This window comes from Vibrio sinus, from assembly GCF_023634645.1.
Lineage (GTDB): Bacteria > Pseudomonadota > Gammaproteobacteria > Enterobacterales > Vibrionaceae > Vibrio > Vibrio sinus.
In genome coordinates this window covers 109204-132837 of sequence record NZ_JAMKMR010000005.1, presented here as the reverse complement: position 1 = coordinate 132837, position 23634 = coordinate 109204, and the positions used below count along the sequence as shown (strand labels likewise).

General features: G+C 41.5%; 16 protein-coding genes. 3 read left to right on the top strand and 13 right to left on the bottom strand.

Annotated elements, in window-relative coordinates; translation table 11 throughout:
- Positions 1-39: 39 nt before the first annotated feature.
- Positions 40-1863 carry a hypothetical protein gene (locus M9194_RS07360; RefSeq protein WP_250611980.1) on the bottom strand — a complete coding sequence of 608 codons (1824 nt, stop codon included), beginning with the start codon at positions 1861-1863 and terminating at the stop codon, positions 40-42.
- Between the two features lie 200 nt (positions 1864-2063).
- Here M9194_RS07360 and M9194_RS07355 point away from each other — a divergent pair, with 200 nt between their 5' ends.
- Entirely contained in the window at positions 2064-3545 is a 1482-nt protein-coding gene (locus M9194_RS07355) for a carboxypeptidase M32 (RefSeq protein WP_250611979.1), read from the top strand.
- A 215-nt stretch (positions 3546-3760) separates the two neighbouring features.
- Positions 3761-5671, top strand: coding sequence for a PTS fructose transporter subunit EIIC (locus tag M9194_RS07350; protein WP_250611978.1), 1911 nt, complete (start codon positions 3761-3763; stop codon positions 5669-5671).
- 73 nt (positions 5672-5744) lie between these two features.
- Here M9194_RS07350 and M9194_RS07345 read toward each other — a convergent pair whose 3' ends face one another.
- The 5 genes from M9194_RS07345 to M9194_RS07325 all read right to left on the bottom strand — a co-directional run bounded on the left by M9194_RS07345 (position 5745) and on the right by M9194_RS07325 (position 13341).
- Positions 5745-6248, bottom strand: coding sequence for a porin family protein (locus M9194_RS07345; RefSeq protein WP_250611977.1), 504 nt, complete (start codon positions 6246-6248; stop codon positions 5745-5747).
- 123 nt (positions 6249-6371) lie between these two features.
- Positions 6372-10328, bottom strand: coding sequence for an ATP-dependent RNA helicase HrpA (gene hrpA / locus M9194_RS07340; RefSeq protein WP_250611976.1), 3957 nt, complete (start codon positions 10326-10328; stop codon positions 6372-6374).
- An 86-nt stretch (positions 10329-10414) separates the two neighbouring features.
- Positions 10415-11212, bottom strand: coding sequence for a methyltransferase domain-containing protein (locus M9194_RS07335; RefSeq protein WP_250611975.1), 798 nt, complete (start codon positions 11210-11212; stop codon positions 10415-10417).
- 80 nt (positions 11213-11292) lie between these two features.
- Positions 11293-12612, bottom strand: a complete 1320-nt coding sequence (locus tag M9194_RS07330; protein WP_250611974.1) for a sensor histidine kinase — start codon at positions 12610-12612, stop codon at positions 11293-11295.
- Positions 12613-12627: 15 nt separating this feature from the next.
- Positions 12628-13341, bottom strand: coding sequence for a response regulator (locus M9194_RS07325; protein WP_250611973.1), 714 nt, complete (start codon positions 13339-13341; stop codon positions 12628-12630).
- Between the two features lie 326 nt (positions 13342-13667).
- Here M9194_RS07325 and M9194_RS07320 point away from each other — a divergent pair, with 326 nt between their 5' ends.
- Complete coding sequence (locus M9194_RS07320) at positions 13668-14633, top strand: GlxA family transcriptional regulator (RefSeq protein WP_250611972.1); 966 nt, start codon at positions 13668-13670, stop codon at positions 14631-14633.
- A 90-nt stretch (positions 14634-14723) separates the two neighbouring features.
- Here the strand turns inward: M9194_RS07320 and M9194_RS07315 are convergent, their stop codons facing one another.
- The 7 genes from M9194_RS07315 to M9194_RS07285 are packed head-to-tail and all read right to left on the bottom strand — an operon-like array spanning position 14724 to position 23619.
- A complete protein-coding gene (locus M9194_RS07315) occupies positions 14724-15638 on the bottom strand; it encodes a hypothetical protein (protein ID WP_250611971.1) in 915 nt (304 codons plus the stop codon).
- A 44-nt stretch (positions 15639-15682) separates the two neighbouring features.
- Positions 15683-16192: a protein kinase domain-containing protein gene (locus M9194_RS07310; protein ID WP_250611970.1), complete on the bottom strand. Its 510-nt coding sequence runs from the start codon at positions 16190-16192 to the stop codon at positions 15683-15685.
- Positions 16192-19653, bottom strand: a complete 3462-nt coding sequence (gene tssM / locus M9194_RS07305) for a type VI secretion system membrane subunit TssM (protein WP_250611969.1) — start codon at positions 19651-19653, stop codon at positions 16192-16194. Before tssM ends, M9194_RS07310 begins: the two co-directional genes overlap by 1 nt.
- Positions 19654-19660: 7 nt before the next feature.
- Entirely contained in the window at positions 19661-20800 is a 1140-nt protein-coding gene (gene icmH / locus M9194_RS07300; protein WP_250611968.1) for a type IVB secretion system protein IcmH/DotU, read from the bottom strand.
- A 7-nt stretch (positions 20801-20807) separates the two neighbouring features.
- On the bottom strand, positions 20808-22124 hold the full coding sequence (tssK, locus tag M9194_RS07295) for a type VI secretion system baseplate subunit TssK (protein WP_250611967.1): 1317 nt from the start codon (positions 22122-22124) through the stop codon (positions 20808-20810).
- On the bottom strand, positions 22124-22594 hold the full coding sequence (tssJ, locus tag M9194_RS07290; RefSeq protein WP_250611966.1) for a type VI secretion system lipoprotein TssJ: 471 nt from the start codon (positions 22592-22594) through the stop codon (positions 22124-22126). Before tssJ ends, tssK begins: the two co-directional genes overlap by 1 nt.
- Positions 22591-23619 (bottom strand): type VI secretion system-associated FHA domain protein, encoded by a 1029-nt coding sequence (locus M9194_RS07285; RefSeq protein ID WP_250611965.1) that lies wholly within the window; start codon positions 23617-23619, stop codon positions 22591-22593. Before M9194_RS07285 ends, tssJ begins: the two co-directional genes overlap by 4 nt.
- Between the last annotated feature and the right edge of the window lie 15 nt (positions 23620-23634).

Here is a 23634-nt window from a genome sequence, read left to right as displayed (position 1 = left end):
CTTGCACCCGATGTACCCATAGCTCTAGTTATGGTTTTCTTAAACTTTATCTACTGGGCCTTTCTGATATTTATTTATACCTGAAAGGGCAATATCAATCTCCTTATCTCTATATCCAAGATCTTGCAGTATTGCGGGTAGGTAGCGTGGAAGAGACGAACAAAATGCCAACCTTCTAGCATAACTACCGCCTCCATTACGTGTATTAAACCTTGAACCTCTCTGCGCCCAAGACAAAGATATACAGTCGAAATAGTTCGCCGCCGTTGCTTTTCTGGAGCTAAATTTCTTAATAAAGCTCTCAGCGACATCTGAATGAGCTCTCCAATGTAACTTTAAAAAGTTATTGCTCTTTATATAGTCAGAAAAAATGGCCAATATTATAGATTTAATCATGACATCAGAACGTTTTATACTTCCGCGTTTTATCTCTCTTTTTGCAATGTCATAGTAACTAAATTTATGAGATAATGTTGGCTCAGTAAATACAATATCCAAGTCATTCTTTGTGACCCTTTCTTTTTCCCTTCTGTCACGCTCAGTTTCAAAAATTGTTTTTGAGAAAGTTTTATTTTTCTTGTTTTTAACTTCTTGTTTCTTCCATTCTTCTATCGAAGATACATCATGAAACTTCACTATCCATTCTTTCCCCATCTCATAGTTGGACATCTGATAGTAGGAATAGTTTTCATATTTTGAGTACGAATTTTCATTTAAGTCATTACCGTCTCTAAAGAATGCAGCTTGTTGAAGGCCACCTGTTGAACGAGGCTTAAATCCAGTATATAAATAGGGATCACTTATACCAAAAAATGCTAAAGCGAAAACTGCATAATTGTGACAATTCCATTTAACCTGATTGTACTTTACATATTTATTTTCAATCTCATCTCTTCTTGACTTAATATAATCGTTAATAGAACTATCTTTGGGTAGCTCCTTCTTATTTTCATCTTTTAACTTCCGACCAACAAGCTGGCTTACCTGATCATATAAATGCGCCCCTCGTCTATCAAGCATTTCAAAAACGTTATCAGCCGAAGCTAAGTCTACCGGATAACATCGAAGCCAAACATTTTTGAAGTCCTTATCCATATTGGATGGCTCAAGATCAACGATATCACCGATATCTTTGCCGATTGCTGTATTAATAGGATCTGATATGTGAGTTTTAAAAAAAGGCTTGTTTACTCTGTCATTACTTCTGATCATTAAGTGATGCCACCTTTTTACTCTCCACACAGTATGTGTTTCATACTCATCATCTTGATACTGATCTCTCATCAAAAGAGCAAGCCCAGAGTGACCAGAGCCCTCTCTTCCTGTTCGAAAATAAGCAATCACTCCTGTTGGTTTCAACGAAGACGTAAATGAGAAATATTTGCTAGAACCTTGAATATCTTGGTCTTTAATACCATATTTTTTTGCGCCATTAACAACAATACTTAACGATTTCGAAGAACTATAACCTCTTTTTAATGATAATGCCCATAAACAGTTTTTAATGATAAGTGTGGCTATTTTTTTATCAATCCTACGCACAGAGTCTAAGTTAAGATGACTTTTATGGTACTTAACTTGATCTTCAACATCTATGCATGATAAGTAGTCACTTTTATTAAGTGAATCTAATATATAACACCCTTTTGTATATATTGTACGATGGAGAGTCAGATTAGGATATTTGTTTTTCGTACGTTTAGCCTGTGTTACCACAAGGTTATATATATAGTTTGATATTGGTAAGAGGCTTGAATCTGGCTTATACGAATTGTTTATGAGTCTCGACCATTTATTATCATCTGGTAAAGGTGCTTTTTTTGACCGAACTTTAAATGGATGAGTAATATCGTTAGTTGGCATAACTTTGCACTAGTGGCTAAATTTCAACCCAATATATGTTTATTATCATTATTGATAAATGAATATCTTTATTCCAAAACCTAATAATAGATTATAGAAGAGTTGTATTAGCCCAAATCTAAACTTGAGCGTTACATTTTGACAGCGCTCCTTCCCCTGATACACTAACTCTTCCTCAAAAAGTCTATGGAAGAACGCAAATGCAAGCATTTCACAATCTGGTTGACCATTTTAAAAAAATTAATCGATTTAATCATTTATCCGCAATCTGTGGCTGGGATGCAGCGGCAATGATGCCATCCGGAGGTAATCAAGCTCGCTCTGAAGCGCTTGCTGAGCTTTCCGTTCATATCCATTCATTAATGACTCAGCCACAATTGTCTGATTGGTTTGATAAGGCCAGTGAAGAAGTCACTACCCAGGATGATCTAGCTACATTGCGCGAAATGAAACGGCATTGGCTGCATTCGAATGTTCTACCTGAAGACTTAGTGCAAGCCAAATCACTAGCCGGTTCTAAATGTGAGCACGCATGGAGAACTCAACGTGGTTATAACGACTGGGTAGGATTTGAGAAAAATTGGGCAGAAGTGGTATCGCTTTCCCAAGAGGAAGCTCGTATTCGCTCTGAAGCCACGGGACTTAATCCATATGACTCCATGCTAGACATCTACGAGCCTGGTACCTATTCCGATTCACTCAACACTATTTTTGAAGATGTAAAAAGTTGGCTGCCCAATTTAATCGATGAGGCAATCGAAAAACAAAAGTCCGATAATTACCTAACACCGGAAGGCGTGTTTGAAACGAGTAAACAAAAAGCACTCGGGTTAGAGGTGATGTCCCTATTGCAATTCGACTTCAATCATGGCCGTTTAGATGAAAGTGTCCATCCATTTTGTGGTGGTGTGGATACTGATGTTCGAATTACCACTCGATACGATGAAAACGAATTTACTCACTCATTAATGGGCATAGTACATGAAACTGGCCATGCTCGTTATGAACAAGGAAGGCCGACTTCATTATCAGGTGTGCCAAGCGGTGAAGCGCGCTCTATGGGTATCCATGAGTCTCAGTCTCTATTCTTCGAAATGCAATTAGGCCGCAGTGAGCCGTTTATCGAGCACTTATCGAAGCTCGCTACTAAACACTTCCAAGGCAAAAATGAAGCGTTATTTGCCAAAGATAACTTGCATAAGCTTTACACTAGAGTGAAAAAAGATTTTATCCGAGTGGATGCCGATGAGCTAACCTATCCAGCCCACGTGATTCTTCGCTATGAAATCGAACGCGATCTTATCAACGGCGATATCAAACACACTGATGTTCCAGAGCTATGGGATACCAAGATGCAGCAATATCTAGGTCTTTCAACGCAAGGGAATTATAAAAATGGCTGCATGCAAGATATACACTGGACAGATGGCGCTTTCGGCTATTTCCCTTCTTATACACTAGGCGCGATGTACGCGGCACAATTTATGGCGGCAATGACACAAAGTGTCGACGTCAACAGCGTTATTCGAAGTGGTGATCTCACTCCTATTTTTGACTGGTTAAAGCAAAACATTTGGAGCAAAGGCAGCTTGCTTACGACTGACGAATTGGTGCGCCAAGCTACAGGGGACACCTTAAATACGCAGCACTTTAAAAACCATTTAACCCGACGTTATTTGTGATAAATCTCAGCGACAAATTAGGGCCAGATTCTGGCCCTAACCTTTCTATTTGACCAAATTTATCCACCTATGAGTACTGTCATCAACGCAAACCGCTCCAAATCACAAAACACCATTAGAGATACAATAATCCAGTAAATGAATCTTTGTTCTAGTTTTAATTTTATCAATGGCTATCAATAATATACGCAACTAAATAAAACCTTGGGTGTGTTATGGATATTCATTCGTTAGTCAATGCCAGATTGATCTGCTTAGATCTTCAAGCCGAAACAAAGCAAGAAGTGCTAGAGGAAATGGCCAGTATTCTTGACAAAGAGGGGAAACTTTCCGATAAGAAACAATACCTAGCCGATGTTTGGGCTAGAGAGGACATCGGTAACACTGGATTTGAAGACGGCATAGCGCTACCTCATGCAAAAAGTAAACATGTAGCCCAACCAGCAGTGGCAATAGGTATAAGCCGCAAAGGGATAGACTACGGAGCGGAAGACGGTGAGCCCTCCCGCATTTTCTTTATGCTCGCTTCGCCAGATGGCAACGATAATCACCATATTGAAGTATTGGCACAAATATCCAGTAAATTAGTCCAAGACGGATTTATTGAACGATTAAAGCAAGCCCGTAGTGAAGAGGAGGCTCTCAACTTGCTCACTTCTAAGCAACCTGCTCTACAACCGGAAAATAATAGCAAGTCCAGTGTAGATACTGACGCTTCGCAAAACCAACCCAACGACTTCAAAGCCAAAGTAAGCCGCACCAAAGAACACCTTTTGTATGGCACTTCACACATGATTCCATTTATCGTTGCTGGCGGTGTTTTGCTCTCTCTATCAGTGATGATTTCAGGTAAAGGCGCAGTACCCGATAGCGGCGTTCTAAAAGATATCGCAACCATGGGTATCGCTGGACTCACGTTATTTACCGCGGTACTGGGCGGGTACATTTCCTATTCTATTGCCGATAAACCTGGATTAGCTCCTGGTATGATTGGCTCGTGGATAGCGGTGCAAAATTATCACACTGGCTTTCTTGGCGCTATCATCGTTGGCTTCTTTGCTGGCTTTGTTGTCTCGCAACTTAAGCGAATCAAGTTGCCCAACACCATGACTTCACTCGGTTCGATTTTCATTTACCCTTTGGTCGGCACATTTATTGTGTGTGGCGCGGTCATGTGGGTATTTGGGGAGCCTATTGCCCTAATGATGGCAGGATTGAATCACTGGTTAGCCAGCATGGCTGGCGCTGGAAAAATTTTACTCGGCACAATTCTTGGTGCAATGACGGCATTTGATATGGGGGGGCCAATAAACAAAGTCGCTACCCTATTTGCGCAAACTCAGGTGAATACACAGCCTTGGTTGATGGGTGGTGTGGGGATAGCAATTTGTACGCCTCCACTAGGTATGTTCCTCGCAACCATACTATTTCCTAACAAGTTTAAAAAGTTTGAAAGAGAAGCAGGGAAAGCGGCAGGCATCATGGGCATGATTGGCATTACTGAAGGCGCGATTCCCTTTGCTGCCGCTGATCCCATTCGTGTTATTCCTTCGATAGTCGCTGGCGGTATCGTAGGAAACGTAACGGGTTTTATGTTCAATGTGGTCAACCATGCACCGTGGGGTGGCTGGATTGTGCTCCCGGTTGTCGATGGAAAAATTGGTTATATTGTTGGAACCATCGCAGGCTCACTCACCACAGCTATCATTGTGGCCTTACTGAAGAAAAATGTGGAAGAAGAGGAAACAGAGCAAGTCATCGACACCGAATACGACACATTTGTCGGTGAAGGCGAAGCACAAGTTCTCGCCATTACAGCCTGCCCATCTGGGGTTGCTCACACCTTTTTAGCAGCGAGATGTTTAGAAAAAGCAGCGGGACAACTAGGCGTAAAAATCAAAGTTGAAACTCAAGGCGCAAATGGCACTAACAACAAAATAACCAAAGCGGACGTCGCTGGCGCTCAATTTGTTATCTTTGCCCATGATGTGGCAATAAAAGACAAAGAGCGTTTTGATAAGCTACCTTGCATTGACGTAGGCACCAAAGAGGCCATGAATAACGCAGAAAAGCTTATCCTGTCTAAATTGGAACGAGTGCATGAGCCGATACTGGCCACCAGCTAATTCGTAGCAATGGGAAAAACTCCAATCGGTTATGATTGGAGTTTTTGGGTAACTTGGGCGTGTTGGCCTAATATTACAAAAAGTGGAAATCAATACTGACGTTAAACGACTTCATATCATCATTTTTGAAGTTGTAGTTGTTATAGCTTGCACCAATTGTCAGTGGTCCCATGATTGAATACTTCGCACCAAGGCCATAAAATCCATCGACTTCACTTTGGTTGTAGCTACCGCTTGTCGATTCAATCTCATAATCATGTAAACCAGCTTTGGCATACACTTGCAGTGGTCCCAATTCAACATTTGGGCGAATAGCAATATATTTTGTGTTTGCTTTTAGCTCACCTGTTGTATTGTCATAATTTGAGCTATCAAATTTTCCAAAGTCTTGATAGCCAGCTTCCACACTCATAAAGGGAATCAAAGTCAGGGCGGTGCCAACGTGCACACCATAGGAGGTAGAAGAGTCTCCCCCTAAATCAGAGGACCCCACATCGGCCCCCGCATAAATCAATGACTCTGCCGACGCTGTCGTCGCACACCCTAGCAACATCACTGCAAGAAGTGCTTTTTTCATAATTAACCCTCTAGTTATCAAAACAATAACGTCTTTCCTCTACGTTATTGCCGTCTTCCGTCAAAAATCAGTTCTATTTTAAACCCAAGCAAAGATCATACCTATTAAAGGGAAAAGAATTGGTTAACACTCTTCAATTGCGATTTTGATCCGCTTATCTGATATTGGATAAGGAGTGCCGAGTTGTTGAGCAAAATAGCTGACTCTAAGCTCTTCTAGCATCCATCTTATCGCTTTTATATTGTCTGGTACTGTCATTCCCTTAGGCACTTTGTTCAGCAACTCTTTATAGTCTGCCGTAATCGATTCAATTTTAATCAGATGTAATCGATCTTTATTAGGGTCGATAGGCAGTTTTTCCATTCTTCTTTCTACCGCTTTCAGGTAACGCAGGATATCAGGTAGCTTCCTCCAACCAGATTCAGTCGCAAAGCCTTTAAATATTAACCCTTCCACTTGCGCTTTGATGTCAGATAGAGCAAATGCCATGGTAAAGTCGATTTTTCCCTTTAACTTTTTGTTAATTTGGAACGCCGTCGTCAGTATAACTTCGACCTGCTTTGCAATATCGACAACCGTCTCGTTGAGCTCGGCGCGAACGAAATCCCTTAACTGTTCAAATTCCTCTGGTTGCCATACTAAGCCGCCCTTTTCCTCAATCAACTTATCAATACCGCAGGAAATACAATCGTCGATAAGATCCATGACTTTGCCATAGGGGTTAAAATACAGCCCAAGCTTTGATTTATTCGGCAAGTTCGCATGCAAATACTTGATAGGAGACGGGACATTCAGCAACACCAATCGACGTTGCCCCGCTTTCATTTCGCGAATTTGCTCTTGCTCAGTTTCAAATAGTTTTATTTCAACACTATTTTTACCATCCACTATCGCCGGATACGCCTTTACGTCATAACCTCCCCGTTTTTGCGTATACACTTTTGGCAACTCGCCGAAGCTCCAAGTATTCAGCCCTTGTTGTTCGATATCATCGTCAGCCACTTTTGATAATGTCTGCTGAACTTTCTCTTTCAAGCTTTCTTTCAGAGAAAACAAATCTTTGCTTTCTTTTAGCTTTCGATTGCGATGATCCACCGCCCTAAAGGTGACTTTCAAATGCTCTGGGACTTGTTCAAGGTTCCAATCTTCCCGTAATACCTCTACACCCGTCATGCGACGGAGTTCCTTTTCTAAACTATCAAGCAGCGGTGCATCTAGAGGGGTGGCCTTAGCGACAAAGGCGTCGGCGTAATTGGGCGCAGGCACAAAATTCTTGCGTACTGGTTTAGGGAGTGACTTAATCAAGCAAACGATAAGCTCATGACGAAGGCCAGGAATTTGCCAATCAAACCCCGTTTGCTCAACTTGATTTAAAATCGGTAATGGAATATGTACCGTGACACCGTCACTATCTTCACCCGGCTCAAACTGATAACTCAGTTTCAATTTCAAGTTATTCTGATACCAAAAGTTTGGGTAATCCAGCTCTGTTACATGGCTCGCATCGCCTTTAAATAGCATTTCTTTTTCAAAGTTGAGCAGCTCTTTGTTTTCTTTACTCGCTTTTTTCCACCAAGTATCAAAGTGTTTGCCAGACACGACATCGGTTCCCACTCTTTGATCATAAAATTGATAGAGCTCTTCATCATCAACCAAAATATCTCTTCGGCGCGACTTATGCTCTAGCTCTTCCACTTCTTGCAGCAGCTGCCTATTTTGTTTGAAAAAAGCGTGTTTCGTTTCCCATTCACCTTCTACTAATGCACTACGCATGAAAATTTCACGGCTTACCGTTGCATCAATATTGCCGAAATTAACGAGGCGCTTTGCGACAATTGGAATGCCATACAGCATGACTTTTTCATACGCCATCACCGCCGCTCTCTTTTTCGACCAATGAGGCTCACTGTGACTGCGCTTTATTAAATGCTTAGCCAATGGCTCAACCCATTCAGGCTGGATTTTGGCGATAATGCGCCCCCACAGTTTCGACGTTTCGACCAACTCAGCAGACATCACCCATTTAGGCTGTTTTTTGAATAAGCCTGAAGCTGGGAAGATATGAAAACGTGCGTTTCTCGCACCTTGATAGTGATTTTTTTCCGCGTCTTTAAGACCGATATGAGACAACAAACCAACCAATAACGAACAATGGATATTATCGTAACCGCTAGGTTCATCATTGAGTTTGAAATCAAGTTCCCGGACAACTTGATGGATTTGGAAGTACACATCTTGCCACTCACGAACACGAAGATAATTCAGATAATCTTGTTTACATTGCTTGCGAAATTGATTGCTAGACAAAGACTTTTGCTGTTTTTGCAAATAGTTCCAAAGATTCACAAAGGTCATGAAATCTGAATCTTCATGGAAGAATCGTTTGTGTTTATCGTCAGCAGATTGCTGTTTGTCAGATGGCCTCTCCCTTGGGTCTTGTATCGATAGCGCAGAAGCAATCACCATGACCTCTTTCAAGCACCCATATTTTGGCGCTTCAATAACCATACGAGCGAGTCTCGGGTCAATAGGTAACCGAGCTAACTGTCTGCCTGTTGATGTAAGGCAATAGCTAGAGCGGCCCCTCTCTTCTGGCTTTTTCTGAGTAGCCGAAGCAATGGCGCCCAACTCTTCAAGTAGACGCACGCCATCTTGGATGTTTTTGCTATCTGGAGCTTCAACGAATGGGAAAGCTTGAATGTCGCCAAGGCCAAGCGCTGTCATCTGCAAGATAACAGAGGCCAAATTGGTGCGTAATATTTCTGGATCGGTGAATTCAGGTCGTGAAGCAAAGTCTTCTTCTGAATATAAACGAATGCAAATGCCTTCTTCGACACGTCCACAGCGCCCTTTTCGTTGATTAGCACTGGCTTGTGAAACTGGCTCAATCGGCAATCGCTGCACTTTGGTTCGATAGCTATATCGGCTTATTCTTGCCGTACCGGGATCGATTACATATTTTATCCCAGGCACCGTCAGTGAAGTTTCCGCCACATTCGTCGCCAGGACAATTCGTCGCCCTGCATGTGGTTGAAATATTTTATTTTGTTCGCCAGCAGATAGCCTGGCGTAAAGACGCACTATCTCGGTATCACGCAAGTTTCGTTTTGATAACGCATCTGCCGTATCACGAATTTCACGCTCGCCATTCATGAATATCAAGATATCACCCAAACCTTCATCGCACAGCTCGTCGACCGCTTCAAAAATGCCATCAAGCTGATCACGATCTGATTCTTCTTCACCCTTTAATGGGCGATATCGTGTCTCTACTGGGTAAGTTCGGCCAGAAACTTCGATAATCGGTGCATCATAAAAGTGCTTTGAAAAGCGTTCAGGATCAATAGTCGCCGAAGTGATAATGACTTTAAGATCAGGTCTTTTGGGTAATAACTCTTTTAAATAGCCGAGAATGAAATCGATGTTTAAACTGCGCTCATGCGCCTCATCGATGATGATCGTATCATATTGATTCAAATATCTATCGTGTTGAATTTCTGCCAATAAAATGCCGTCGGTCATCAACTTAACTTGAGTCGAATCCGAAATTTGATCATTAAAACGTACTTTATAACCGACAGAACTGCCTAATGGGCATTGCATTTCTTCCGCAATACGATTGGCGACAGAACGTGCGGCTAGACGTCGAGGCTGAGTGTGGCCAATTAAACCGTATTTGCCACGACCCAATTCAACACATATCTTGGGGATCTGTGTCGTTTTACCTGATCCCGTTTCACCAGCAATGATGACGACCTGGTTATTGTCAATCGCCTCCGCTATCTCCTGCTTTTTCTGGCTAACAGGTAGAATTTCTGGATACTCAATGGTATGACAAGCAGAGTTTCTCAGCTCCACTTCTGCCATAGATTTGGCAATATCTAATGCAATTTCATCAAATACCGCACTTTTCGACTGAGGATTCTTTATTTTACTTGCACCCCGAATGCGTTTATTCAAGCGAAATCGGTCACGCAGCATGCACTCGTTTAACGCATTACGCAGAGACGCCACGTCGTTGGCTTTTTTGGCAGGTTCGGAGGTTGTTGGTCGATTATTATCTGTATTTGAGGACGTCAACGTAAAATCCAATTCTTAACTACTTAAAACTGCGCGAATTGTAACATATACGTCAACATCCTGAACCTTTGTATTGAAGCGACTGATTAAGGATAAAGTTTACGCAACTTAGCAAAGACTCTCGGCATAGAGATCGAAATCTGATTGTGATTTTTGGCGTAATTGGCTACAAACTGAAGAAGCGCTTCGGTGTAACCATCAGGTAATGTGACGTCGAACCAATCTTGGTAACTGTATACTTTAAACGCCCCTGACTTAAAGACCTTGAGAAAGTCCTCGACCGTTAAGTCATATTCAAACGTTTTAAGGTAGATCTCGTCCACTTCAAAACCATTCTCGGCAAACAGTTGGCGATAGTCGTCTACTTCTTCTAAATGCATGCAAGGGAAATGGTGATGGGGTTTTAATTGCGGGTAACATTGAGCAAAAAAGTCATCAATCAAACTGACAATGGTCGGGCACCAGTTTTCTTTACAAGGTGTTTGGAGCACAAATACCCCATCATTGCTTAGTGTATTACGTATGTTTGACAGGGCCGCCGAGTGATCACGAAACCATTGAAATGACGAGTTAGATGTAACCAGATCAACAGTGCGATCAAGTGTTCCAATAGATTCTAAGTCGAAATCTTCTATCGAGCTATGGATATAGCTCACCGTTGGAGATGGGTAAGCGTTGCTCGCTTCTACAATCATTTGCTGTGATTGATCGATTGCATAAATTCGTTCCGCGGACGTGTGCTCACGAATGAGTTGGGTCACTTTCCCAGATCCACAACCCACGTCTAATACCCGTGGAACATTTTTCGGAAGTAACTTCAACAGCTCTTTTGCTGCATCAAATTGAACAATGCCGTTGACGTCGTATTCTTTATCGTAATTCATTTTTTTAATTTTTCCAGATGTGGTACTTGTGCTTGTATACTATCGAATTTTTATTATTAATCTATCGAGATTCATGTTGATTAACTAACAACATTAATCTCGATGGTAAACCTTGCACCTCCCATAGGGCTATCCCCTACCGTAATGTCCCCACCATGTGCCTGCATTATCAATTTGGAAAAGCCTAAGCCAAAACCATAACCTGAAGATAAATCGTCTGACTTTGTATAAAAGAGCTCAAATATACGTTCCTTCTCTCCAGCCTGAACACCTTGACCATCATCATCAACATGGATACAAAGTCTTGAGTCAGAACATGAGAACTGGACATTCACTCGCTCATTTGCGTACTTCAACGCATTACTACAGATATTAATTAATGCAATATTGACCATTCTAATATCAAACTCGACAAACAGACCAGAATGCCAACTGGCTTTATCATAGTTATACCTCAACCTACTTGGATGACTTATCTCATCTAAGGCAAGTGTCATATTCTCAACAGCACTGTTCACGTTCATTTTTGTCGGGGACAATGCAAAGCCCGAGTGCTCAAAGGCGCTATAGTTCAATATTAACGAAATAATATCATCCGCTTCGCGGATTGCCCGGTTCGCTTTAGCTTTATAACTTGATTTCTTTTCTTCAGGAACGTCCTCATCAAACATCTCCAAGTAAAACTTCAACTTAGATAAAGGAGTTCGGATTTCATGCGCAATGGTGTTAGCTAAGTTCTTATTGATGGTTACATGAGTGCCAATCTGGTTTGAAACATGTGCAAATATTTTATCCACTGGCTTTAACAGTGGGCTTTTTACATCTTCGGATGTAGGCTTGGTTTGTCCTTTCGATAAAAATAATAGTTTTTCTTTTATACGATTTATATCTGAATAATATGGAATCAGTGATCGAAAAATAAAAAAAAGCAAAACTAAAGATACAGCTAAGCTAAAGTAAACTAAAAATGTAAACTTACTGTACATCGTATTCAAATCCATAATATACACCATTGGAATTGGTCCTACCTTCAAGTAGAGATCATCCGTATGGTATGACTTTACAAATAAGCTTTTGGTTTTTTTATCAAAGATAACATGGGTTTTATCAATTTTGTTTTTCTTCCAGTCCGGTAAATATTTAGGTATCGAGTCAACCAAACTGAAGTTAAATCCAAAGTTATATTTCAATTCATTAAGATATTTTTCTTTATTTGCATCGCTCATCTCCTCTAGAGACTGTTTTGACTGAGAAATTATTCTTTTCGAAACGTTATGTATCAATTCACTAGAGTCTACACTGTATTTAATACTAATTAGATATGGTACGATAACGCTCAAAACTAATATCAGTAAAAAAAACAGGAAAAAAACTTTTGCAGACTTTATCTCTTTTTCCATACTAACTATCCAATATCAATTTTCGCTGTCCTTACGACCAACAAACAAATAGCCTTTATTTCGTACTGTCTTTATACGGCTTTCACCACTATCATGGTCGATAATTTTTCTTAACCTGTATATCTTCGCATCAATAAACCTGTCGGTAATACACTCACTGCCCAAGCCACCTCTAATCTCATTTAATATAAAATCTCGGCTTAAGACTTTTCCATGGTTTCTAACCAACAACCACAGCAAATCAAACTCAGAGGTTGTCATAGGAACTTCAACTTCATTAATTTGCACTACACGAGATACGCTATTTATGTAGAAGCCATCAAAAGAAAAGGTAATATTAGACTTCTTCGTAATAGACAGAGATTTCCGTCGTAGCAAAGATCTAATTCTAGCGAGCAACACTCTTGGCTCAATTGGCTTTTGAAGATAATCATCAGCGCCTAGCTCTAAGCTAACCACTTCATCTGCACCTTGATTACACGCAGTGAGCATCAGGATATATATTTCTCCTATGAACTGATTATAAATATCTCTGCATATATCAAGCCCATTTTTACCTGGCAGCATAATATCTAATATTACGATGTCAGGCTTAACCTCCTCTATTTTTTCCATCGCAGTATCCCCTCTATGGTGAGGGATCACCTTGATGTTGTAGCACTCTAAATAATCAACGACCACCTCAGATAAGGAAAGGTCATCCTCAATTAATAAAACTGTCCCAAGCATTTAATAACCTTAATAATTAATAAATTTGTAACGTCAAGTTATCTAGGAGAAGTGCTCAGTCGTTACTCAATGTATAAAGTATCTTTCAGGTGAATTATGAAGCATTCAAAGGCAACGCGAAAGAAATAAATCATACTCACTTCTATGACTAACGGATCTCTATGACGGTAGAAGCTTCAAACGAAGTAACCTTAATACAAGCACCACACACCCGCTCACATTAGGTCATAATCCATCACAAAGTGATCATACTATTGGCCTCCCATCTTTATTAGCATCGCCGGCTCATGACATTCATATTTCTAATTTTCTCTGGAAGGTCACTTGTGGGACAAAAAAAACTAACCATAACAGCGTTGGCATTTTCCGATGCACCAATAACCTCAGTATCAGGCCCCATTGAAGCTCTAACGGTTGCTGCTCAAATAGCCGGTACTCATGTACCATCAATCCATATTGTCACTGAGGATAATCAACCCATTCACGGAATTGGTGGAATATCTATTTACCCAACCACTACCATTGAGAACATAAAAACAACGGATGTGTTACTGATCGGTTCAATTGGTATTCCAAGCGAAAGTAAAAGTATTTGCACTGAGGATACATTACGCTGGCTTACACAACTTGCCCAACGTGATATTCCGATAGCCTCTATTTCTTCCGGGGCGTTTGTACTAGCAAAAGCTGGAATATTACATAACCGGACCGCAACCACACATTGGAGCTATGCAGAAATGTTCCGCCACATGTTTCCCGATACAATTTTACAGGTAGAAAGAGACGTCACTTGCGACAATAACTACTACTGCACGTCAGGGGTCAACCAATGTTATGAGGTAATGCTTCCAATTATTGGTCAGCTGTTTGGCTTAAAAGTCAGAGACGACTGCCATCAATTTCTTGCTGGTAACTCAGATCAACCCAATAAAGAGTTACTCGCTAACTTTCTTTCCTTTCAACAGCATAATGATACGGTCATCCGAAAATTGCAGAACTGGATGCACGACACGCCAGATGGGCAGTTTTCAGTCAAAGATCTTAGTGAGCGTGTGTTCTTGAGTGAACGCCAGATGAAGCGCCGTTTCAAACAAGCCACTGGCACAACACCAATACGCTATATTCAACAAATTCGCCTTTCGATAGCGAAAGACATGTTGGAAAAAACTAAAAAAACCATTGAAGAAATCGGACGCACAGTTGGTTACGAGGACACCCGCTATTTTAGGGAACTTTTTAAAAAATCCCACAATATGACTCCAATCGAGTATCGTAAACGTTATCAGGTCTGAGTTAGTACAGTTTAGTATTAATTCTCTTCAACTGAGAAAACTGAATCAGATAAGCTGCCTTCAGTTTTCATCAGTTAAAGCCATTAATTACTATTGAATAATATGCTGTTCCTCTCTTTTTTCATTAGCATAATGTAACAAACTTCGTCGCAAGTCATTTTTTGGGTTAGCTTCGTATTTAATAAAATTATTCCATATGCCACGAAGATTAGCCTTGTCTATATCTTTATAACCATGATTCTTCCATGAATGAGTTCTTCCCAGCGACCACTTCCAGTTGTCGACAAAGTGATTTTGTGTTGGGACCTCTGGTTTTCCTCCCCAATGAAACTCGATCAGACCATCACCAAATTTTGCGATAGACTGGCCTGGTTTAAAATATTTAAAAAGCTCTATGGCTTCTAAATCAGTGTCACCTATTCTTGCGGCATTGCGATCAAATACTTGTGAGTAGAATACATCTCTACCTTCGAAAATAAGCTTACCGCCAAATTCATGTACTCCCCATCGGATAATACGTGACATTTCTTGAGTGACCGTTAATCCATTGTATCTTCCTTCGTACCTTTTTTTGGCTTGTTCTGAACCATCCCAGCCTTCTCTATTGGTATGAAAAGTACGCATATAAGCTTCTCGACCGGATGTAGACATGTCGAAACCGCCAGAAAACATCATTGCGTAGTGTACAAACTCAGCGATAGCTGGGATTCTATGAGTATGTAACTGTGTTCCCCTTTGACCATAATATAGGTCCATCATCTGGTAGTTATCTTTAATATATTCATAGACCCTACGGCCTGGATCATAAATATTGGCTTCACTACCCTGAGCGCACCGGCTTGCTTCTTTGACAAAGTGCCCTGCGATGCTCCCGTTTCCTGTTGTACCGTAGATAAATGTCGACGTTTTAAATGCGGCAGCTAATTTAGCTCTACCGACGCGATTAACAGCCCCCAAAAACTCTGCCTTGTTTATTTTCGCATTACTCTCGAACTCTAAACCCATAGTAGACTCCAAATATTAGTCAAAATTAATTTCAAACACATCGGTTACTTAAGCATTTGATTAAGTGAAAACCAATCATCCTCTTCATTTACCACCCCTGATCCAGATATCATTTCTTGAGAAGAAAATAGGGGTGTTAGCTGCCATTCCTTCAATAATTCCCTCCATGTACCAATCCGGTAACTAGCACCAAAATCAATCAATTTAATTTTTCTTGTTTTAGGAATATATAAAATATTAGATGGCTTTATATCACCATGAACCCAACCTCTTTTATGGCAATACTCAATGGCTAACTCTATATCTGGCAACAATTCAAAAAATAACTCGCGATCATGCTGCTCAAATTGATTTAATGGGATAGCCTCGCGATCAAACTCCAGAGTTAAAACTTGAAGCGTAATATCTATATCTAACACTCGCTGAGTACTAGACCCACGGCACTCAATTAACGCCCTGAACTCCCGCCACATGTCTTCTATTCGTACAAAATGCTTTCGATAGCTTTCCCTGCTAAGTTTGGAAAAGTGCAAAGTTGCATCTAGCTTCTTCATCACAACAATTGCTTTTGCAGCCTGAAATTAGAAAACAATGACTTATCGATTACTTCCTCAGAATTGTCCAACTTGTAATTAATCGTAATCTGCTCATTGCCTAGCTTGTAATCCACTTTTCGCTTGGAATGACTAGTGGTAACAGCGTTTTTACCATTGAATAGAAAGCGCAATAATGCCCATTGTCCTTTATATGACTGACTGGCTAACAGCTTGTCTCCTTGGTAGAAGTCAGCACTAAGATATCCATCCATGTCAGATGTCGGCCAATTAATTTCTCGCCAAAACTTTGGCCCTTGGTTATAACTGAAGACATTCCCACTACCCCGCAATGAAAACTTAGTCACATTTGCACTCATGATAGAAGCTCTTAACGATATCTTTAGTTCTGGCATTTTCCCTGTCTGACCGAAAAATACGGTCGATACTTTTTTTGCGATTTCTAGATTCTGCAGCGCCGCTTTAGACATCGGTAGCGCGACTCCATCTACCTCTTGGAGCATCAGCTTCCCATCATCCCAGTACACAAAAGGTGTCAGTAACTGGTTAACATATTCGTCTATTAGGCCATGAGGTTTAAACATCAGCGCAAAGTCATCCAGGCTCACGTCGCTACGACTACGAGTTGCAAAAGGAAAGTGTCCGTCTATTGCATTCACATAAAATTGATAGACCTGAGCATCCCATTGCTCATCAAGATAACTTACACTCCCGTTCACAACTTGACGCCACGCATGAAATGCAATGCTCTTTGTCCACCGAGCCACTACATCAGGTGCATCGCTTCCCGACTGTTGCAGCTCCTTTATCGCATCTTGGCCATTGGACACGTGAGCCTGCATGTCATCAAAAAATGCCTTGCTCGAATCAGTGTTAGACAGCGCCGTATAAAAGTAGGTGTTAAGGGTATCAAGTTGGTGTATCAAGGTGTTTGACTGAGCTGTGTCGCCCTTCTTTCCACTACCATTCACATATCGTGCAACCGATTTAAAAGCTTGGTTGACGATGAACGCTGGCTGAAGTTGTAACAGTGTTTCACCCATAGACTGGTTGAGCTTTTCAACTGTACTCATACCTTTAGCGAGTTTCTTAAGGCCTAACTGGCTAGCAGCCCGTTTGTCACTTTTAGTGCTAGGTTGTTCTTCATGAGCCAATGTTGTATTGAGTACCACTGTGTCTAATACGTCAAGTATCGGGCTATCAGAAAGGTCTCTTGCCCCTTTCAAGGCTGAGGCGAAATCTGCAGGGTCACTAAACTGGCGGATATGAATATTACTAATTAAATTTTTCCAATAATGAATATAGTCTGACAAATACAGTTTTTGTATCTGCCGACTTAAGTCCACTCGTTCAGTAACCGATACATTAGATTTATCTCCTTCAATTTCTTTTAGGGATTTCAACTGCTGGTATAACAGCGATGAGTTAGGTCCAAGATCCAATTGTCCATACCCCCGCTTAGTAAACATATTTGGAATAAGATATCCATGAAACCCATCAGAGAAGCAAAATAAGCTGGAAAAGTTGGCACCGAGCTGTGCACGTATGTCAACCGTACTCCCATATTGAGGCAGAGTTTGGATACGCGAGTATATTAAACGGGCTGGTGACAACCCTTGGAGGCGACGAACTGCCGAATGAATTAACTCTCTGTCTGGCTTGGCCTGCTGTTCATAGTGACTGTTAAATAGATCTTCAACTAGCTTTGATAATTTTTGGATATCTGCAGAAGAAAGATTTCCATCTAAATTCCGTTCACCCTTAATATGTTCAACGAGGTACGCCAGAAAATCTGGGGTATTCACCAAGTCATGATCAAACAGCATTTGATAGTAATACAAGGCAGTAAACACTTGTGCAGGTTGCTGATGTTTTACACTCTCAGTCAGCTGGCTTTTCATCAGCTGTTCTAGATTTGGCAATAAAACCAGTGCCAACTGATGTTGGTATGCCTGAAAGACATGCTTCGAAGTCGCATCCTGCCTAGCACTAATGTATTTATACCAGGCTTTCGGTTTTACACCTTCTCTTGCCACAGTACGCAATTCATCTAATACTGCGATCATGTCTGATGTTGAATAATGAGTTTTCAGTTTCAACGCATCGGCGCGATACTGGTTCATCATGACAATGGCACCAGTACGCCATTTATCATCTCTAAGCCAATTACTTTTCAGCTGTAAGACCGAAAAAACTAGAGCTACAACAATACAAAATAAGAACGTGATACGCAGCGCCACACTTCCGGCATGCCGCCATTTATTCATACCTACAACGGCCTTTTCAGGTAATATTGCGTAACTGAATAGCTGGCGTGAAAAGCAACTGCGTCGCCCTGGAAGCTGTTCGTGAGTACTTCTAGAGTTAAATTCAGCACGATCTGCTATAGTCTGAGTCAGAAGATCGAACTCTGTTCCTTTTTGCCCCGACGATAATAAGTAAGCCCCACGAATCCACACCGCTTCTCGAACTCGATTTTCTCGCCCTATATCGGCCAGAAACTCACTCATACGCTCAAAGAAAATACGCAACTGGTATGGCAATGCTAGTGCCGATGCCGCCCCTTCAACATTGGACGTTCTCAGTATATCAAGCTTCTGCTCAGCCAGTGAGCCCAGTAGTATTTGATATTGCTCATCAAACTCTTGTCTATCAAATCGGCGTGATGCTTCACATTTAAGTGTAACGCCGAATGGATTTTCTATATCTGCGCCAGAATAACTTGCAAAGAATTCGATAAAGTCAGAAATCGCGTCAGCTTTAGAGAAAACGCTATAAACTGGCAGTTCTAGTTTTAGTGCTCTATTCATTGATAGCAGAGCTTTCTGGTACAAGTTCGCAATTTTCTCACGCTCTTTGCTGGCTGTCCGCAGCAATGCATCACACCCAAATACAGAAATAATACCGTTTAAGCCCTGTTGCGGCCGATACTTCAATATCTGTTGCGAAAGAACATGCCATAAGGTCTGATCGAGTGAAGTACCATCAAATACTCTCGGGCCAACTTCGATAACAACGGCCTTCTCATCACTCCAAATAGTTAAGTAGTCTTCAGTAGCGCTTTCTGATTGATGATGCTCCGAGGTAGATTCAAATCCATTTTGTTGCAATATAGTGCTTTTGGCATCACCTGAACTGCCAATTACCAAATACCATGGAAGGTCATAAAAACTCTCTAGCTTATTATGGCCTCTGCCACGTATTTTCCGTGTCGCTACTAAGAATAGCTGCCGAATCGTACGAATGTCTTGCTTCAACAATACCTGTTTCTCGCACGCCTCTTTGTTACCAGACACTCGTCGTACCCACCAGATAACAATAAGAAGGCATACCAACACTGTAGCACCAGTAAATACCATCTTAAGACCAAAAAAAGAGTCTTCTGGTAGAAAAATCCACAACGCGCCAGAGATACTGCTTAACACTATAGTGAGCAACACATAGAGTATTTTTTTAGTCATGTCATTCCTACCATTTACGAACCAAAACATTTAAACCAAATTGTTCATCAAATTTGCCTTTCAGCTTTTTGACATCGGTTACATTACTTTCTATCGCAATATAAATTTCTGAGCCTCGCTCTACGTGGCGGACAAGTGGGGTATAACCTTCACGTTTCAAACTATCAGTGAGGTGAACGATGTTCCCAGAGCTGGTAAATACCCCAAAAATCACCTGCCACTTCTGAATGTGCAAATGACTTAATAATGTGGGAGAAATGGGATTCTGAGTCCTAGTGTGCTTACTTGTACTCGTGCTCTTATGCTCGTCTGACGTCATTTTTGTCGGTGTAACAAAATTCACATCGAAAGATTTCAGCGCATGAGTTGCTTCAATCATTGGCTTTACCTGATTCGCGTACCAATATTCCGACAGAATGAAGCCCGTAAGGGCAACACAGCACGCTAAAGATAAGACCCTATAGATATTCAGAATGCGTCGAGGCTGCTTGCGTTGAATAATCTCTGGCTTTAAAGGAACGGGAAGACTGCTATCGCCACGATACTTGCGAATGAGAGTGTAAGCATCCGCGCTAATTTCATGCAATGGAACATCGCCTTCATGACGAAATTTACCCTTAAAACCTAGCTGTAAAAGCACGTACTGAAGCTCAATAAAATCAAGCAACTTACTCGGTTGTTGAGTCGCATTTTCCAATACAACAAAAAATGCTTCTCCACCATTTCGCTGTGAAAATAGGCTACTCAGTAACGAATGATTTTCCCACCGAGCTTGCTCTCCCCAAGCCGTGTGCAGAATCGCTTCATCCAATGCAGCGCAAAGTACAAAACAACTCTTTTCGATCACATTTGGGTGGTAATCAAGATGTTTCCCTCGAGTACGGAAAGAGGTGAGACCATCCAATAGTATTTGTCGAAAACGACTAACATTACGCGATGTTCCCTGTCTCGGTAGAGTAACTAAAATACCAATGAGTTCACTAGCGGCGTTAAGTAAAGGACTACTATGAATGTCCAGGCTGTTGATCAAGTGTTCGGCACCAGTAATATCTACTTTGCTGGATTTAGTAACTTGCTCTATTTTATTGGGGTTTTCTGGGCAACGACGAAGTTGTACCGTCACCTCTTCATTAAAAAGTGCCGTCACCAGCTACCTACCTAATCACATGAAATTCAACGTTAATATCTTCTAGACAATCATCAACATGAAGGGCTATGGGTTCATCTTTTTTTATTAAACCCCGCCACAAGTCACACTGGACATCCAATTCAAAATAAGTCGCTGCAGAATGCGCTTTCAACTCTGATGGGGCATACGGCAAAGGGTTCAACGGTACCCCCGAAAGTGAGTTACGCACTAGTCGTGCAATGTCACTATTGCCAGCTAATTTGGTGACCCTAGGAAATTGTTCGCTGAGCTGGGTTGTTGCTATGTTAGAGGTTACAACAAGAATAAACCTACTTTGCTGGTAGAGGGAGCGATCGGGTACCAAGGTACGAAGCAGTCGCCGGGAAAGAAACAGCTGAGTATCCCATTGAAGAGTCACAACACTATCTATCTGAACTTCACGCAGTGCAACCAATAACTCAGAATATACGGTAGAAAATATATGATAGAGGCCATTTGGATTCCAAACAGGAAAAGACTGGGGCATTTTTCCTTCTAACCCCAACATCTGCCCTGCCATAGATACACATTCCAAATATAAAGCACGGGTCAAGAGCGTACCATCTTGGAGCCATTGCTCTAATTTTGGCATCCACATCCCCAAGGCTTGCAGCCATAGAAAATCGCGCATCAAGGCTTGGTCACTTTTACGGTTATTTTCCGCCTTTAATCGTGCAGATATCGTTTTAGCGCGATATTGTACTTGAGAAAATACATCTGAAAGCCCCTCCCTTAAGTATTGGGATACACCAAACTGGAGACTCTGAGGAACAAAAGCCTGATTGAGAACGACACCAGACTCCGGTTTATGTGCACTAATTTCAGCCACTGTAATTAAGGTGAAGTCCTGTAAGTCATCTCCTTCGAGTTTTAACCCAATATTCAACTCAGCCAGATCGAGCTCTACCGCATCACTGTTCTCCCGGCTAGTATCGTAAACTGAGTGTTGCACGACAGAGTAACGATGTCGTCCGCCTTCACCCACATCTACAGCCCCTGAGCGTATCACTGGTAGAGATAAATACACTTTCTTATTGTTGGTGTTTTTTGGTATCTCGAGCACAATAGATTGGTTAACTTCAAACGGCGTGCCATCAAGAAAAATTCCTTTAGCACGACGCACTGCCACTTTGCCACTCGTCAGCATAGACATATCTAGCTCTAGCTGCGTCAGTCCAAACAGTTGAGGACTAATTTGTTCAGCATATTCTCGACTAAAGTTCTCTGTGTAACGCGATTGTTGTTGAAAGTGTTGTGGAGAGAGAAACATACCCTCAGTCCAAACAACCTTGTGATTATCCATTATTCCTCTCTCTCTCCAGTCACTGATAAGTTAATACCATCGAGCTCTATGTTGATGGCAGTGGATCTCAGTATCATTGGCTGATAAATCACTTTGTTCTTTGCGTCGTGGTAGTTGGCGAAACCCGCGATCACACCTATGTATTTGGTCCCCGAGGCCAAAGGAAGTACTTGTTGGCTGCTTTTATCAGGCATCACACTGGGCAGGTGGCGAACTAATAACAAAGAGTCCTTCAGTGTTTTCTGCTCATCGTTATATAAATGAACAAAATCCGCTTGTTCAAAGGCTTGGCTATCGGCCAGCTCATATATGCGTAGGACAACGGGTGAAGGTTTACCCTCGGTATTCGGGTTAATGTTGGATGCAGCCTGGATATTTACGACCAAATGCGGTTCAGTGACATCTTTAGGTCGAATACTGCACCCTGAGATCAAGCACACCAACACAAGCAAATATAAAGTTCTTATCATGACAGATTCCCATCGTTATGGGTCTGTTGTTGCAAAGCTTCTTGAAAGTAGGCCTGAAACTTCGCCTGCAGCTCTCCACTATCAAGTTGCAGATCAAAATATCGCTTGTACATTTCCCAGTACCTGGTCTTACGTGACCATAGTAAGTTACCAGCCAAATTTTCAAACATGTCCTCCATTTTCTGAGGTGAGATCTGATCTAATAATTGGGCTAAAGCCAGCTTCATGGCGGAGTCTATACGTTTATCCGCAATCCGTGCCCCTAACGCGTCATTGGTTGGAGGAGCTGAACTTGGTGCTGACGCAGCAGACTCATTGTTAGTATTCAAACAACTGTGTAAAGATTTCGTTGCTTGTTGCTCTATTGGAAGGTTTTCACTGGGTACAAAAGCATCACGTCCAGTTTGAGAAGGGCTGGCTTGGAAAATATCTCCAGCCAATGGCATATCTTCATCTGTATTGAAATGAAGATCTAAAGCAACTTTTCGTTCTCCGCGAGCTACTTTTTCCTCACAACGAAACGGATCTCCTTCAACCTCACCTGGCACATCGAATGACATTATGTTGTAGGGGATAGTGTCTTCACAGGGTAGAGCTATATCTGAACTTCCTGAATCTACTTCTGCTTTAAATGGATCATCCTCGAATAAAGGTGCTCCACTCATATTGTGGTCTGATGGCCGTTGAGCTTTTGCAAGTGCGGGGACAAAACAAGAAACCAGTAGGCGATATCGACCTATATTCAGTACATCACCATCGTTTAAGGTTACTTGGTTTCCTTTACCTAGTGGAGACTCCAAACCATTGATAAACAAACCATTGGTACTCTCGTCTCTGATTTGATATCCCTGCGCTGATCTTCGAATAACAGCATGAACTCCAGAGACTTCTCGATTAGCGTCACTTAACTGCATCGTGCTACCGAAGGCACGGCCTATGCCACCACCCTGCTCTGGAAACGCATAGTTCCATTGCGAAATACTTTCTCCATCCGGGGAGCTAATGATTCTTATTGATAGAGGCATAATACTTTTCTTTGT